The 14,700-nt window shown below is 42.4% G+C and carries 12 protein-coding genes and 2 tRNA genes; 12 read left to right on the forward strand and 2 right to left on the reverse strand.

The features are described 5' to 3' along the window. Nucleotides 1-4 precede the first annotated feature (4 nt). The 10 genes from gmd to DW033_RS22320 all read left to right on the forward strand — a co-directional run bounded on the left by gmd (nucleotide 5) and on the right by DW033_RS22320 (nucleotide 12,514). The gene (gmd, locus tag DW033_RS22275) at nucleotides 5-1,099 is read left to right on the forward strand and encodes a GDP-mannose 4,6-dehydratase (RefSeq protein WP_009275876.1); all 1,095 of its coding nucleotides are present in this window, start codon (nucleotides 5-7) and stop codon (nucleotides 1,097-1,099) included. Nucleotide 1,100: 1 nt separating this feature from the next. Continuing rightward, a complete protein-coding gene (locus DW033_RS22280; RefSeq protein WP_009275877.1) occupies nucleotides 1,101-2,042 on the forward strand; it encodes a GDP-L-fucose synthase in 942 nt (313 codons plus the stop codon). Nucleotides 2,043-2,131: 89 nt separating this feature from the next. Next, entirely contained in the window at nucleotides 2,132-3,253 is a 1,122-nt protein-coding gene (locus DW033_RS22285) for a glycosyltransferase family 4 protein (RefSeq protein WP_226769911.1), read from the forward strand. Between the two features lie 89 nt (nucleotides 3,254-3,342). Continuing rightward, on the forward strand, nucleotides 3,343-3,918 hold the full coding sequence (locus DW033_RS22290; RefSeq protein ID WP_009275879.1) for a sugar transferase: 576 nt from the start codon (nucleotides 3,343-3,345) through the stop codon (nucleotides 3,916-3,918). Next, entirely contained in the window at nucleotides 3,915-4,910 is a 996-nt protein-coding gene (locus DW033_RS22295; RefSeq protein WP_122383151.1) for a formyltransferase family protein, read from the forward strand. The genes DW033_RS22290 and DW033_RS22295 overlap by 4 nt, the downstream gene beginning before the upstream one ends. Further along, complete coding sequence (locus tag DW033_RS22300; protein ID WP_009275880.1) at nucleotides 4,900-5,580, forward strand: PIG-L deacetylase family protein; 681 nt, start codon at nucleotides 4,900-4,902, stop codon at nucleotides 5,578-5,580. Before DW033_RS22295 ends, DW033_RS22300 begins: the two co-directional genes overlap by 11 nt. A gap of 13 nt (nucleotides 5,581-5,593) precedes the next feature. Further along, nucleotides 5,594-6,841, forward strand: coding sequence for a DegT/DnrJ/EryC1/StrS aminotransferase family protein (locus DW033_RS22305; RefSeq protein WP_122383152.1), 1,248 nt, complete (start codon nucleotides 5,594-5,596; stop codon nucleotides 6,839-6,841). Nucleotides 6,842-6,926: 85 nt separating this feature from the next. Further along, nucleotides 6,927-7,292, forward strand: a complete 366-nt coding sequence (locus DW033_RS22310; RefSeq protein WP_057329451.1) for a polysaccharide biosynthesis protein — start codon at nucleotides 6,927-6,929, stop codon at nucleotides 7,290-7,292. Nucleotides 7,293-7,487: 195 nt separating this feature from the next. Next, nucleotides 7,488-9,200, forward strand: coding sequence for an SWIM zinc finger domain-containing protein (locus DW033_RS22315; protein ID WP_147423693.1), 1,713 nt, complete (start codon nucleotides 7,488-7,490; stop codon nucleotides 9,198-9,200). 20 nt (nucleotides 9,201-9,220) lie between these two features. Then, a complete protein-coding gene (locus tag DW033_RS22320) occupies nucleotides 9,221-12,514 on the forward strand; it encodes an AsmA-like C-terminal region-containing protein (protein WP_122383154.1) in 3,294 nt (1,097 codons plus the stop codon). Here the strand turns inward: DW033_RS22320 and rfbB are convergent. After that, on the reverse strand, nucleotides 12,506-13,645 hold the full coding sequence (gene rfbB / locus DW033_RS22325) for a dTDP-glucose 4,6-dehydratase (protein ID WP_122380897.1): 1,140 nt from the start codon (nucleotides 13,643-13,645) through the stop codon (nucleotides 12,506-12,508). The two genes, DW033_RS22320 and rfbB, sit on opposite strands and share 9 nt — an antisense overlap. 13 nt (nucleotides 13,646-13,658) lie before the next feature. Continuing rightward, nucleotides 13,659-14,216, reverse strand: coding sequence for a dTDP-4-dehydrorhamnose 3,5-epimerase (gene rfbC / locus DW033_RS22330; protein ID WP_122383155.1), 558 nt, complete (start codon nucleotides 14,214-14,216; stop codon nucleotides 13,659-13,661). Between the two features lie 165 nt (nucleotides 14,217-14,381). Here rfbC and DW033_RS22335 point away from each other — a divergent pair. Beyond that, a tRNA-Cys gene (locus tag DW033_RS22335) sits at nucleotides 14,382-14,453 on the forward strand. A 38-nt stretch (nucleotides 14,454-14,491) separates the two neighbouring features. Next, a tRNA-Cys gene (locus DW033_RS22340) sits at nucleotides 14,492-14,563 on the forward strand. Nucleotides 14,564-14,700: the final 137 nt, after the last annotated feature.

Here is a 14,700-nt window from a genome sequence, read left to right on the forward strand (position 1 = left end):
TAAAATGAATAAAACAGCTTTGATAACAGGAATAACCGGGCAGGATGGTTCTTTCCTTGCTGAGTTTTTATTGGATAAAGGTTATGATGTACATGGAACGATTCGTCGGTCATCGGTTGATTATCGTGAAAGGATAGCTCATCTTGAGGGGTTGCCCCATTTTCATTTGCACTATGCGGATTTGGGAGATTCAATGAGTATTTTGCAGGTTGTTAAACTTGTTCAACCCAATGAGATTTATAATCTTGCGGCTCAATCTCATGTGCAAGTCTCTTTTGATTCACCAGAGTTTACGGCGAATGTAGATGCGACAGGGGTACTTAGAGTCTTAGAGGCGGTGAGACATTGTGACTTAATAGGTAAATGTCGGATTTATCAAGCCTCTACATCAGAGTTGTATGGAAAAGTTGAGGAAGTTCCTCAGAACGAGAATACCCCTTTTCACCCCTATAGTCCATATGCGGTAGCAAAGCAATATGGATTTTGGATTGTGAAAGAGTATCGTGAGGCTTATAACATGTTTTGTTGCTCGGGTATCCTTTTTAACCATGAGTCAGAACGACGGGGGGAAACGTTTGTAACCCGAAAGATCACGTTAGCAGCAGCTCGCATAGCTCAAGGAAAGCAGGATAAATTGTATTTAGGCAATCTTTCCTCATTGCGCGATTGGGGATATGCCAAGGACTATGTGGAATGTATGTGGCTTATCTTACAGCAAGATACACCTGAGGATTTTGTGATAGCTACAGGAGAACAACATTCTGTCCGAGAGTTTTGCTATGAGGCTTTCAAGGCTGTTGGCATAGATCTGGAATTTAAGGGTGAGGGAGCTAATGAGATAGGAGTGGATAAGTCAACAGGGCGGATATTGATAGAAGTTTCCTCTGATTTTTATAGGCCTACGGATGTGGTGAATTTGTGGGGAGACCCAACAAAGGCAAAGCAAAAATTAGGCTGGGATCCAGCAAGGATGACCTCGTTTAAGGATTTGGTGAGAATCATGGTTGAGGCGGATATGGCAAAAGTAGCTGCTGAACGTGCGGGTGAGCAGGTTAAGTTAAATCTAGCGGAGTATTTGGAAAAGGGTATTGTGAAGTGATATGGAAAAGAACGCTAAGATATTTGTCGCAGGCCATCGAGGAATGGTGGGAAGTGCGATCGTTAGAGAATTGAAACGACAGGGATATACCAATATAATTACTCGCACGCATGCGGAGTTAGATCTTCTTCGGCAGGTAGATGTGGAGAATTTTTTTGAGGCTGAGTGCCCGGAATATGTTTTTCTTGCGGCAGCTAAAGTGGGAGGGATTATGGCTAATCAGAACTCGCTTGCTGATTTCATGTATGAGAATATGATGCTTGAAATGAATGTAATTCATTCCGCATGGAATACAGGGTGTAAAAAATTGGAATTTCTTGGTTCTTCGTGTATCTACCCGAGGTTAGCCCCTCAACCAATGAAAGAAAGCTGTTTGTTAACTTCGGAATTGGAGAAAACAAATGAGGCGTATGCGCTTGCAAAAATATCAGGATTGAAATATTGTGAGTTTCTCAATAGACAATATGGTACAGACTTTATTAGTGTGATGCCGACCAATTTATATGGTCCAAATGACAATTATCATCCAACCCATAGCCATGTTCTACCCGCTTTAATTCGTCGTTTTCATGAGGCTAAGGAAAAGAAACTTCCTTCTGTGGTGTGTTGGGGTGATGGAAGTCCTTTGAGAGAGTTCTTATATGTGGATGATTTGGCGAATCTATGTGTTTTCCTGATGAATCATTACAGCGGTAATGAAACAGTAAATGCAGGAACAGGAAAAGAATTGACCATAAAAGAGTTGACTGAGTTAGTGGCAAGAGTGGTTGGATATGATGGTATGATAGAATGGGATTTAACAAAACCGAATGGAACCCCTCGTAAGTTGCTTGATGTGTCGAAGGCGGAAGGTCTTGGCTGGAAATATAAGACAGAACTAGAGGAAGGGATTCGTTTGTCGTATATTGATTTTTTGACAAATCCTATGCGTGCGGAATGTTAGAAATGGTATAAAGACAAAGCATAGTTTAGGAAACAAGCAAATAGCAAGATTAAGGTGTGTCTTCCAAAATTAGGGATTATATGTCGATTATGAAAAAGAGGATAGTTCTAGTTAATCAAAGTTCAGGTTTCTTGGTTGTAGATGATTTGAATGCGTATTGTACTAAATATGATTGTGTGAGTATTCTTTGTGCAGGAATAAAGGAAGGCGTACGTTCAATTAACCCTAAAGTGCAAATAGATAAGATATGTAAATATAATAAAGCTAGTACTTTAAGAAGATTATTGACTTGGTCTTTGGGGACTATTCAGGTTTTATTTAAACTCCTTTTCAAATATAGAAATTTTGAAGTTGTATATTATACAAACCCTCCTATGGCATGTTTCTCCGCATTATTGTTGAGAAATAAGTTTAGGATTGTAGAGTATGATATATATCCCAATGCCCTTGAAGCTATAGGAATCTCAGATAGGCATATTATATATAGGATTTGGAAATCAATAAAAAAGAAGCTATATGCAAAAGCAGATGCTATTTATACTCTTAGTGAGGGAATGAAAGAGATATTGCTTGAGTATGGTGAGGCTGAAAAGATAAAGGTGGTACCATTGTGGTCTGCATCTGATGATTTTAAGCCTATATGCAAAGAACAGAATCCATTTGTTAAAGAACATCATCTTGAAAATAAATTTGTGGTGATGTATTCAGGAAACATTGGTTATACACACAGTGTGGAATGTCTTATTGAAGTAGCTAAAAATATGCAAACTGATAATGATGTTAAATTCTTAATGATAGGTGAGGGGAAAAAGAAAACGGATTTAGTGGCTCAAGCCGAAGAGTTAAATCTTCGTAATATAACTTTTTTGCCTCTTCAGGATTTTAATGTATTACCATATTCGTTAGCTTCTGCAGATTTGGGTATAATTACCCTTGATGAAAATGTATCAAGGGTCAGTGTTCCAAGTAAGACTTTTAACTTAATGGCTGTAGGTGTTCCTCTTCTTGCCATTTCTAATAATGATACAGAGATGTTTCGTTTGATTAGTAAGTACCAGAATGGTCGTTGTATTTCGAAGTCAAATGTGGATGATATTGTTGCTTATATCCGAGAATTAAAATCGGACAAAATGCTAAAACAAAAGTATTGTAATAATTCATTATTGGCTTCAAAGGATTTTACGTTTAAAAATTCAGAATTATATCTGTGATGTATTACTGCGATTTTTAATTTAGATCAGCTAGAGGCACAATCCTTTGCTTTAATGGGAATGTCCTAAATTGTTATATTTTGTATGTTATGTATTTGAAATTTAAGCGTTTATTTGACTTTTTTATTTCCTTCGCTATATTGTTGCTTTTATTTCCTCTTTTTATCATAGTTGCTGTTTTAATAAAGTTGGATTCGAAAGGCCCTATTTTTTATTTGCAAAGTAGAGTTGGTGAAAATGGGCGTGTTTTTAGGATTTATAAATTGCGTACGATGACAAATAAGGAGAGAGATCCTAATGTGAAACAAACGTATTTGCAAGATCCGGATATTACAAGAATAGGGGGACTTTTAAGGCGTTTTAAGATTGACGAGTTGCCTCAAATATGGAATGTGTTTATTGGTGATATGTCTTTAGTTGGCCCTCGCCCTGCGTTACCGAGTTTATATGAGAAATTTGGAGAAATTGCAAAGAAACGATGTGAAGTTAGGCCGGGAATGACAGGTTGGGCGCAAGTTAATGGTAATATCTATCTTCCTTGGGAAGAGCGTTTATGCTTGGATCGTGAGTATGTTGACCGTATGTCGTTTATGTTGGATTTGAGGATTCTTGTCAAGACCGTGGCGATTGTTTTGTTTGGAGAAGAAAAATATATTAAGAAATGAGGGTTGGATTGATTGGTAGTGTTGGCAGTAGTTTGCTGACGTTACAAAAGTTGGTGGAATATTCATTTAATGTTGTTGGAGTTTGGGGGTATGAACCTCACTCGACTTTAAATGTAAGTGGTTATTGTTCGATGCGTAGATTTGCGGAAGATAATCATCTTTCTTATTATCCTTTCATAAAAATAAATTCGAACGATATCAAGGAGCAAATTAGGAACGCTTCGGTTGATATTCTTTTTGTGGTTGGTGTCTCTCAGTTGGTTGATGAAGATATTATAAGATTACCTCGATTGGCTTGTGTAGGATTTCATCCTACAAAGTTACCGAAAGGACGAGGTCGTGCTCCTATGGCATGGCTTATTCTTGATAGAGGAGAGGGCGCTGCTACATTTTTTAAAATAGATACGAAGGCTGATGAGGGTGATATATTTGTGCAGGAACCTTTTTGTATAGATGATAAGGATGATGCTTCTTCAATTGGCATCAAGTTGAAGGAGGCTATGGTACGGGCTTTGGATCGTTGGCTTCCTTCTTTGTCTTCTGTCGGATTAAAAGGGATTCCTCAAGATGGGAAGGCGGCTACTTTCTATGCTAGGCGGGCTCCTTTGGATGGTTGTATAGATTGGTCGAACACGGCGAAAGATATTGATCGTTTGATAAAGGCTAGTACATCGCCTCATCCCGGGGCTTTCTCTTTCTATGGTAATAATAAGGTTCTGATATGGAAATCTAATTATTATGCTTCTGGATATGCGAAAGGTGTTATTGGTCGTGTAGTGAATTTCAATAATGATAATCCTGTTGTTCAAACAGCTGATGGTTATGTTGAATTGGTGAAATATAACATGGTTGATTATTTGGATAGACCAGTCGATGAGCATTTGGTTGTAGGTTCTAGATTAGGTTATTATGATCAACATGAGATTTTCCGTTTGCGGAATGAGATAGAAATGATAAAGCAAGATTTAACGTTGTTGAAAAATGAAAAATAATGTTTTGTTTATCGCACCTCATGCGGATGATGAAATATTGGGCTGTGGGGCAACTATTTATAAAATGATACAAGAAGGTCATAATGTGTATGTGCTGATTATGACAAATGCCAGTAAATCTGATCCAAATATTTTTTCCGAAAAAGGTATTCAGCGTGTTAGAACAGAGGCACTGGAGGCTCATCGTTTACTAGGTGTAAAACAGACCTTTTTCTTTGATTTTCCGGCTCCTGCATTAGATCAATATCCAGGTTATATCATGTCTCGTGAAGTTTCAAAATGTATATCCGAAAATCAAATAGATACAGTGTTTATTCCCCATAGAGGAGATATACATAAAGATCATCGGATGGTCTTTGACAGTGTATTAGTCGCTTGTCGTCCTGTTGGAGATTATACGGTTAAGCGAGTTTATACCTATGAAACGTTATCTGAAACGGAATGGGCTGCTCCTTATGCGGATGATGCTTTTATTCCCACGGTATTCATTCCTTGTAGTCAAGATGGAATGAAAATGAAATTGAGAGCGATGGAGTGTTATCAATCTCAACTAAGGCGGTTCCCTAGTTCTCGTTCTTTAGAGGCTTTGGAAGCTTTGGCGAAATATAGAGGTGCTACAATTAGCGTAGAAAGAGCTGAGGCTTTTATGCTGATCCGAAGTATTTTCTAAAATCACAATAATAATGAATAAACGAATTTACCTTTGCCTTGCTCACATGAGCGGCAAAGAACAAATGTATATCAAAGAAGCCTTTGATACGAACTGGGTCGTGCCTTTAGGTCCGAACGTGAATGGATTCGAGAAAGATCTGGAGGAATTCGTGGGTGAAGGTAAACATGTGGTAGCTCTGTCTGCCGGTACTGCCGCAGTGCATTTGGCGTTGCTTGCCTGTGGCGTGAAGCCGGGGGATGAGGTGCTGGTACAGAGCTTTACCTTCTGTGCTTCCTCGCATCCGATCATGTATTTGGGAGCTACGCCTGTATTCGTGGATTCGGAGGTGGATACTTGGAATATGGATCCTGTGTTGTTGGAAGAGGCTATTAAAGATCGTATCGAGAAGACGGGAAAAACACCGAAAGCGATTGTACCGGTGGCCTTATATGGGATGCCTTATAAGGTGGATGAGATTATGGCGGTCGCTGATCGGTATGGGATTCCGGTCATTGAGGATGCGGCGGAGGGTTTTGGCTCTCGTTATGATGGACGTATGTTGGGTACGTTTGGAGAATATGGGGTGCTGTCGTTCAATGGGAATAAGATGATTACGACCAGTGGCGGTGGTGCGTTGATTTGTCCGGACGGGGAGGCTAAGCGGGAGATCATGTTCTACGCTACGCAGGCTCGGGAGGCTTATCCGTATTACCAGCATGAGCGGATCGGGTATAATTACCGGACGTCGAATATTTGTGCGGGTATCGGGCGTGGTCAGATGACGGTGGCTGATGCTCATGTGGCTCATCATAAGCATACGTGTGATTTATACCGGGAACTGTTGAAGGATGTGAGAGGGATCACCTTGCATGAGAATCCTTCCGGTCGTTTTGATAGTAATTATTGGTTGAATACGATTGTCTTGGATCCTTTAGTGAGGGTGAAAGGGCAGGAGGATGCTTATCAAGCAATGGTACAAGGTGCTGTTGGTGGTGCGGGCGGTGTGACTCACGCGGCGGTTAACGCACATACGGATTGCGAGCCGAATGCCAATGTTGAGGCGATGCGTGTGGGACTTGATGCGATGGGTATAGAATCCCGTCCTTTGTGGAAACCGATGCATAAGCAACCTGTCTATAAGGATTGTCCGGCTTACGTGAATGGGGTGAGCGAATCTTTGTTTAAGGTCGGGTTGTGCTTGCCTTCCGGCCCCTATGTGACGGATGAGGATGTGGCTTATATTGTGGATTGTATAAAGAAGAATATTTGTTACAATTGAGAGCAAATGTACTCTAATATTTTTATCGGAAAAGTTAGTGTTAAGATGATAAATGATTATTTTTATTTTCAGTAAAATAATCATTATGGATATACCTCGTAACTATCATCTGGAAGACAAAGTTGAGTACATCATTGCTTTGGTAAATGAAGAGCGTATGATCCGTCTGAGCGGGGTGAAGGGAATCGAGATCCGGTTCACGGGATTGCGAGACGGAGAGAAATTGTATGAGGAGGTACTCAACGAGGAGGAGACCTTCAAGCCTACTTTTCATCCGAAGATCAAGATCGCCCAAGTCCGTGCGTATGATTATGCGGACGCCAATCTGCGGATTGATGCCTTGGTACATGCTTGTGCCGTGGAGGGGGATATGCAGATCGTGAAGCGGATGAAGGAGATTGTTCCCGAGTTCAAGAGCCAGCATTCTAAATACGAGGTCCTGGATGAATAGAGCGAAATAAAAAGTAAATTATTTGAAATGAATGGATGAGCCCGCCTTTCTTTCTTCCCAATGTAGGGAGGCAAGAGAGGCGGGTTTGCTTTTGAGGAGGTTGGGGTATTAATCAAGTTTTGGAAAATCTATAATGATAGTTTGATTATTTTACATACATTTGTAAGACACAACGTAGATAATATTGCTATGAATATGGATTTATCACTGAGTAATTTTGAGCAGCAAATAGATGGAACGATCCTAAAACGAGGATTCGATTATTTCAAAAAAGGATATGTTACCGAAGTGGAAGACTTGGGCGGTGGAGATTTTGAGGCTACCGTGGAAGGATCGGAAATCTATACGGTTCATTTGCATATAAAGGGGGATAAGGTCATGGAATATGATTGTGACTGTCCGTACGATTGGGGAGTCGTATGTAAGCATGTAGTTGCCGTGTTATTTTATTTGCAAAAAGATTTATTGGATCTGGATAATCTGACAAAGGTAAAGGCCTCTCCCCGGAAAAAGAAAGAGTCGGAAACACTGCAGATGGAACAAATACTTAAGCATTTGACTCATGATGAATTAAGGGCATTCGTACGTGATATGTGTGCTACGGATAAAGGTTTCCGGCATTTGTTCGTGGCGAAGCATATGCCAAATTTGTATCCGGAATCGAAAGAGTTATACGTGAAACAATTGGAAAAACTGGTGAAAACGTATACCGGAAGGCATGGATTTGTTGAATATCGGGAAGCTGGGCAACTGGGTAGTGAAGTGTTAGGGATCATTGATGATGCGTTAGCCGGATTAGAGAAGGGGAAAAAGAGGAAAGCCCTTTATGTGGCGGAAGCTGTTACTGAGGTAATGAGGGAGGTTCTTGATTGTTCCGACGATAGTAACGGGACGATCGGCGGTTGTATCGCTGGTGGATTTGAATTACTGGAGACACTTGTGGAGTCTGATTTGGATGAAGCCTTGCATGATGAATTGTTTGATTGGCTGATGGTGGGGTTTGAGAAAGGATTTTTGAAAGGCTGGGATTGGCATTTCGATTTGATTGATATAGCTATCCGTATGATGAAAACCGAGCCTGAGATAGAACGTATCAAGATGAACCTCTCTCTAGTCAGGCCGACTGAGGATTCGTGGGATTGGGAGTACAGGCAATCCCAAAACTTGATGTTGGAGCTTATTAGAAAGACGGAAGATGAAAAGGCTTGTCTTGGTTTTATGGAAAGTCATCTGGAAAATTCCGATTTTAGAAAAGAGTTGATCGAAAAAGCATTGGCTGGAAAAGAGTACGAGAAGGCGGAAAAGCTGGCAGCTGAAGGTGTCCGGAAAGACGAGAAGGAACTTCCCGGCTTGGCAGATGACTGGCGTAACTATTTATTGAGTCTTTATATGGAAACCAATGACGTGGCACGTATGATCTTGCTTGCTCGGTATTTTTTTGTGACACGATCAGGACGTTACCATCCCCAGAAATATTATTATGATTTGCTGAAATCGCTTACACCTCAAGATCAGTGGCCGTCGTATGTAGATGGGCTTGTGAGCGAAATGAGCAATAAATCGAGATATGGCATCGATTATGCGGGAATTTCGCAGCTGTATGTGTGGGAATCTAGGTGGGCAGATTTCTTTAAATTGCTTCAAGAGAATGCCACGCTAGATCGTGTCGTCGAGGCTGAACAGTATTTGGCTGATTCTTATCCGATGGAGTTGGCCGCGATGTATAGGGATCTGATACTGGGTTATATGGAGCGACAGATGGGACGGGAGCATTATCAGTCGGCTTGCAGATATATACGCCGGATGATAAAATTAGGTGCCCGTCTGATGGCAGTGGGACTGATCGAGCGATTGAGAAAGCTTTATCCTGCCCGAAGGGCTATGCTTGAGGAATTGGCGAAGATATAAAAGGGTTATAAAATTCGAAGATGATGAAGTGGAAGAAAATATTATTGGTTGTTGTGTCTGTGTTGGTCGGGATCTTTTTCATACTTCCCTTGATCGGGGTTGGTATACTGAAATGGGCGGTCTTACCTCCGGAGAAGCTGACACCGCTGGTCGTAGAAAAAACAAACGAATTCATAGAGGCGCACTTGGAATGTGAGCGGGTGGAGTTGACTTATTTCGAGACGTATCCTTATCTGGGAGTGAAGTTGACAAATGGGCGTTTGATCTCACATCAGGCTGAGGATTCTATAGAACATCAGGAGGATTTGATGATTCCTTCGGATTCTTTGCTGTCTTTCAAAAAAGCGATCGTCGTATTTAACCCTACGGATTATCTGTTTAGCGGGAAAGTGACGATTCCTCGGGTTATCATGGATAGTATCCGTTTTTATGGTTATGTGAATGAGGAGGGAAAGGCGAATTGGGAGATTTATCAAAGTGAGATGGATTCGGTAGACGAATCATCGTCATCTCCATTGCCTAAAATAGATTTGCAGCAAGTGCATATTACGAATGGGCACTTTGTCTATGATGACCGGCAGCAGGATTTATATACGGCGATCGATGGTTTCTTTTTACATATAGACGGCCTTTTGACCCAACGAGGAAATAAGTTGGATGTGGAGACCGGTTCTTCCTCGATCGTATTCCGTAGCCCGTCTTATTCTTTGGCGAATAAGTTAGCGTTACGCTTCAAGGGACGTTTGTTGTTGGCTGACGGACTTCGCCGGATTGGGTTGAGGGATGCGGAGTTGCTGGTGAATAACCTGCCTTTTACGGCGGATGGCTTTATGGTGCCGGCTACCGAGGATAATCCGTCACGGATCGATATGACTTTCGGGTTGAAGGTTTCCGATATGAATGATCTCTTACATTTTATTCCGGATGAATATTTTAAGGATCGGGATAAAACACTTGCTGAGGGACGTATTATTTTGGAAGGGGATATCCGTGGAGAATTAGGGGATAGTATCGTTCCGACCGTGAACTTATGCTGCAAGATAGAGGATGGTTCTTATCATGTAAAAGGTATTGAACAGGGGATCGATACCTTGCGCATGGACATGGATTTACATTTGAATGGCGCTTACCCGGATTCTTCTTATGTCTCTTTGGAGGAGCTGACATTGATCGGGTTGAATACCTCGCTGACCATGAGTGGCGAGGTTAGGGATATCTGGAGGAATCCTGCGATTCGGGCGGAGATGAAAGGGCAGGTCGATTTTACCCGTTTGGCTAAAGAGTTCTTGAATCCCGACACACTGCTGCTGGAGGGTACCATGATGGCTGATTTATCTACGGTGTTTAAGGTGGATGATATCGTGAATAGCCGCTTCGCCAAGGTCAAATCATCCGGCAATTTGACGGTTGATCGCTTCAAGGCGTTTAGTAAGCCGTTAGGCGTGGATATGTATATCGCTGGGGCGAATCTGTTTGTAGGATCTACGGAAAATGAAAGTAAATATCTGAATGCGAAAGGATTGTTGAGCGCTAATCTATCGGTGGATACCTTGAATATAAAGTATAAGGATGAGATCAGTACGAATATCGGTGGATTGAAGATGGTAGCCAATACGACGCCGGTTATTGATACAACGGCTGTTATCCCTATGACCGCAGGGTTGGAATTTGATCATTTACGCACCAAGTTGCCGGATTCTACCTGGATGGTGGCCGGTAAGACCGTGTTGAAAGGGGGCATCAAGGCTTCTTCTACAGATAAGCGGATCCCTATGGCGGGAGCTACGATCTCGGTGGACACCTTAAAATATATTCTTATCCCTTTACGGACGGGTATGGTTCTGACGGAAAGCCAGTTCTCTTTGGAAGCATTACCTTATCGGCAAGCGATCCGTCAACAACGTGAACGCCGTATTGCCGCCGGTGATACCTTGCGCAGGCGCACGCAGACCACCCGAAGGGCGAATAGACAGCGGTCGCAAGTGGATTCGGTCGCTTCCTCAAACAGTGTCTTACGCCAATGGGAGGCTCGGGGACAAGTGAGGTTTAAGCAATTGAGGGGCTTTAGCCGCTTATTCCCCATTCCGATGTATATTGATGAGACAAGCGTGAAATTCAATACTAACAATATGACGTTGAGTGGTGCCCGCCTGCATTTAGGAAAGAGCGATCTTACTTTGAGCGGAGAGCTTAGCGACATCCGGCGGGCCATGCTACGGGGAGGAAAGCTGAAAGCGAATTTCGAGTTGGAATCCGATCTGATCGATTGTAACCAGTTGATGCTAGCTATAGGTAAAGGTTTGCAGTTTTCTGATCAATTGGCATCCAATTCGGTTGGGGCCTTCTCGGAAGACAGTATCTCCGTACTGGAGACGGATCATCTATTAGCGAATACCGTGGATAATGTCGCTACGGATTCGATCTCTCAACTATTTGTCGTTCCGAAATTCTTGGATCTGACGCTTCATACAAATGCTAAAAAAATAGATTTTAAGGATCTGAAGTTGGAGGATGTGAAAGGTGAGGTTGTAATCCGGGATCAAAGTATCAATCTGAGCGATTTATGTATGAGCTCGAATATCGGTTCCGGAGATCTGACGATGGTTTATACGACCAAAACAGATCAAGAGGCGACTATGGGATTTGAGTTGTCCTTAAATGATATTTTAGTGGAACGGTTAATCAGTTTATTCCCGGATATCGACACATTGGTCCCTATGCTTCGTTCGTTCGAAGGCATGGTAGATTGCCAGATGACGGCGACTTGCAAGGCGGATTCTACGATGTCCGTGTTGCTGCCGTCTGTAAATGCCTCTTGCTACCTGAGCGGAAAGAATATGGTGCTGCTGGATGGTGAGACATTTACCGAGATATCGAAGACGCTGATGTTCAAGAATAAAAAACGGAATATGATTGATAGTATAGCGGTAGATTTAGCGATCCATGATAACAAGATCGAGGTATTCCCATTCTTGGTGGAGATGGACCGGTATAAAGTAGCCGTAGGAGGAACGCATAATTTGGATATGACGTTCGATTACCATCTCTCGGTTTTAAAATCGCCGGTGCCGTTTAAGCTGGGTATCGATATAAAAGGGAATCTGGATGATTTCAAGTTCAAGATAGTGAAATGTAAATATAAAGATTTCTTGAAACCTACCAAGCAAGCGGAACTGGATAGTACCCGCAGGAATGTGCGTGAGGAGATACGCGAGACGATCCGGAAACAAATAAGAGAGGCCGCTCCCGAATTAGGAAACAGCCTCTCTGAGATTCATCCACATACACACGGTCACGTTGAGGAATCAACGTGATCCATACATTTGCTCGTAATATTTCATGTAATCTCCACCGGTGATATCCTCCACCCATTTCTGGTTCTCAAGATACCAACGGATGGTTTTTACGATACCAACCTCGAAGCAGGTCTCTGGTGTCCAGCCTAATTCGTTGGTGATCTTCGTCGGGTCGATTGCGTATCGTTGATCATGGCCCAGACGGTCTTTTACGAATGTAATCAAGCTGTCGTTGATCCAGTCGATAGAGATTTCTCCATCGGCACCGATCTCTTTTTTCTTTAATACTTGGCGATATTCCGGTTGTTCGGTCATTAGTTGATGGATCGTCCGGATCGTGAGTTTTACGATCTCGATGTTCTGCTTCTCGTTATGACCGCCTACGTTGTAAACCTCTCCCACACGTCCGTGGTGGATGACGGCGTCGATCGCCTTGCAATGATCCTCTACATATAACCAGTCGCGTACGTTTGTGCCGTCACCATATACAGGTAGGGATTTACCTTCCAATATGTTCTTTATAATTAAAGGAATCAATTTTTCCGGGAAATGGTAAGGTCCGTAGTTGTTGGAACAACGGGTAATAGATACCGGCATCTTATACGTCTCGTGGTAAGCCTTTACGAATAAGTCCGCGCTTGTCTTGGAGGCGCTGTACGGGCTTCGGGGATCTAAAGGCGTGGTCTCGTGGAAATACCCTTCGGCACCTAGGCTTCCATAGACCTCATCGGTAGAGACTTGATGGAAACGTACACCTTCACGCCATACCGGATAACCAGTCTCGGCCTTACCGGTAACCCATGCTTTTCGTGCGGCGTCCAATAGGTTTTGTGTACCGAGGATGTTGGTTTGCAGGAATAGCTGGGGATTTTCGATGCTTCGGTCTACATGACTTTCAGCGGCGAAGTTCACGACATAATTGAAGTTGTATTTCTCGAATAGCTGGTCGGCCAAGGCACGGTCGCAAATATCGCCTTTCACGAACTCGCAACGTACTCCATCGATATCCTCGGCAATGGTGCCCAAATTACCTGCGTAAGTCAGCAAGTCTAGGACAACGATCTTGATATCGTCATATTTCGCCAGCATATGTTTGATAAAATTGGCACCGATAAAACCGGCGGCACCGGTAACTAGGTAAGTTTTCATATCTGTACAGTGTTTAGTATTTGAAATTAAGCTCAGCGTCTTTCAGCAATGGAGCCTTGGTGTCTTTCTCGGATAGGTTGATCGATTCCGGATCTGTGATGCTCCAATCTACATGGACCGTGGGATCGTCATAGCTGATTCCCCGTTCATGCGTCGGAGTATATGGATTATCTACTTTATAGGTAAAGATAGCCTCGTCACTTAATACATGGAATCCGTGGGCGAATCCCTGTGGAATAAATAACTGGCGTTTATTCTCGTCCGATAACTCTACAGCTACATATTTGCCGAATGTGGGCGAGCCTTCACGTACGTCTACGGCTACATCCAATACCCGTCCTTTGATCACCCTGACTAATTTAGATTGAGAATAGGGCGCTAGCTGATAGTGTAATCCTCGTAGTACGCCTTTAGAGGAGCAAGATTCGTTGTCTTGCACGAACTGGATTTTTCCGATATGCTCCTCGAATTCCGTTTGCTTAAAAGCTTCCATAAAGTATCCGCGCGCATCTTTCAATACCTTTGGCTCAATGATCCATACGCCCGGTATTACAGTTTCTGTATAAGTCATTTTTTCGTTATTTATCTATTTGATAGGCAAAGGTAAGCTCATTTTCTCTACTTCTATAATATTCGGAGGGAAAAATAAAAAAGAAAGGAAAAGTTTGGTAATTCCAATATTATTCTCTTTCTTTGCACTCGCAAAACAAAAGTAGTTGTTTTGTGTTGAAGTTATGGTTCCTTGGATGAGTGGCTTAGTCAGCGGTCTGCAAAACCGTGTACGGCGGTTCGAATCCGCCAGGAACCTCTTGGTAATTGAAAATTACTTTTATTTTTGATTGATTCGGTTCCTTGGATGAGTGGCTTAGTCAGTGGTCTGCAAAACCATGTACGGCGGTTCGAATCCGCCAGGAACCTCATAGGAAAGCCTCGAAGTTGTTTGTAATGAACGCTTCGAGGCTTTTTTTGTTTTGTCCGTCCGTAACTCTCGCCGGGTTGTCGGGGCTCACCCGATAAATCAGGGGGAAAATTCTTTAATTCTATAGAAAATTTGC

It is taken from the genome of Parabacteroides sp. AF39-10AC, assembly GCF_003635405.1.
Lineage (GTDB): Bacteria > Bacteroidota > Bacteroidia > Bacteroidales > Tannerellaceae > Parabacteroides > Parabacteroides distasonis.

Bases quoted from the DNA above. Each gene is read 5' to 3' on its own strand.
- DW033_RS22305 (WP_122383152.1), top strand. From the start codon at position 5,594: ATGAATAAACGAATTTACCTTTGCCTTGCTCACATGAGCGGCAAAGAA.
- DW033_RS22285 (WP_226769911.1), top strand. From the start codon at position 2,132: ATGAAAAAGAGGATAGTTCTAGTTAATCAAAGTTCAGGTTTCTTGGTT.
- rfbB (WP_122380897.1), bottom strand. From the start codon at position 13,645: ATGAAAACTTACCTAGTTACCGGTGCCGCCGGTTTTATCGGTGCCAAT.
- DW033_RS22320 (WP_122383154.1), top strand. From the start codon at position 9,221: ATGATGAAGTGGAAGAAAATATTATTGGTTGTTGTGTCTGTGTTGGTC.
- gmd (WP_009275876.1), top strand. From the start codon at position 5: ATGAATAAAACAGCTTTGATAACAGGAATAACCGGGCAGGATGGTTCT.
- DW033_RS22280 (WP_009275877.1), top strand. From the start codon at position 1,101: ATGGAAAAGAACGCTAAGATATTTGTCGCAGGCCATCGAGGAATGGTG.
- DW033_RS22295 (WP_122383151.1), top strand. From the start codon at position 3,915: ATGAGGGTTGGATTGATTGGTAGTGTTGGCAGTAGTTTGCTGACGTTA.
- DW033_RS22300 (WP_009275880.1), top strand. From the start codon at position 4,900: ATGAAAAATAATGTTTTGTTTATCGCACCTCATGCGGATGATGAAATA.
- rfbC (WP_122383155.1), bottom strand. From the start codon at position 14,216: ATGACTTATACAGAAACTGTAATACCGGGCGTATGGATCATTGAGCCA.
- DW033_RS22310 (WP_057329451.1), top strand. From the start codon at position 6,927: ATGGATATACCTCGTAACTATCATCTGGAAGACAAAGTTGAGTACATC.
- DW033_RS22315 (WP_147423693.1), top strand. From the start codon at position 7,488: ATGGATTTATCACTGAGTAATTTTGAGCAGCAAATAGATGGAACGATC.
- DW033_RS22290 (WP_009275879.1), top strand. From the start codon at position 3,343: ATGTATTTGAAATTTAAGCGTTTATTTGACTTTTTTATTTCCTTCGCT.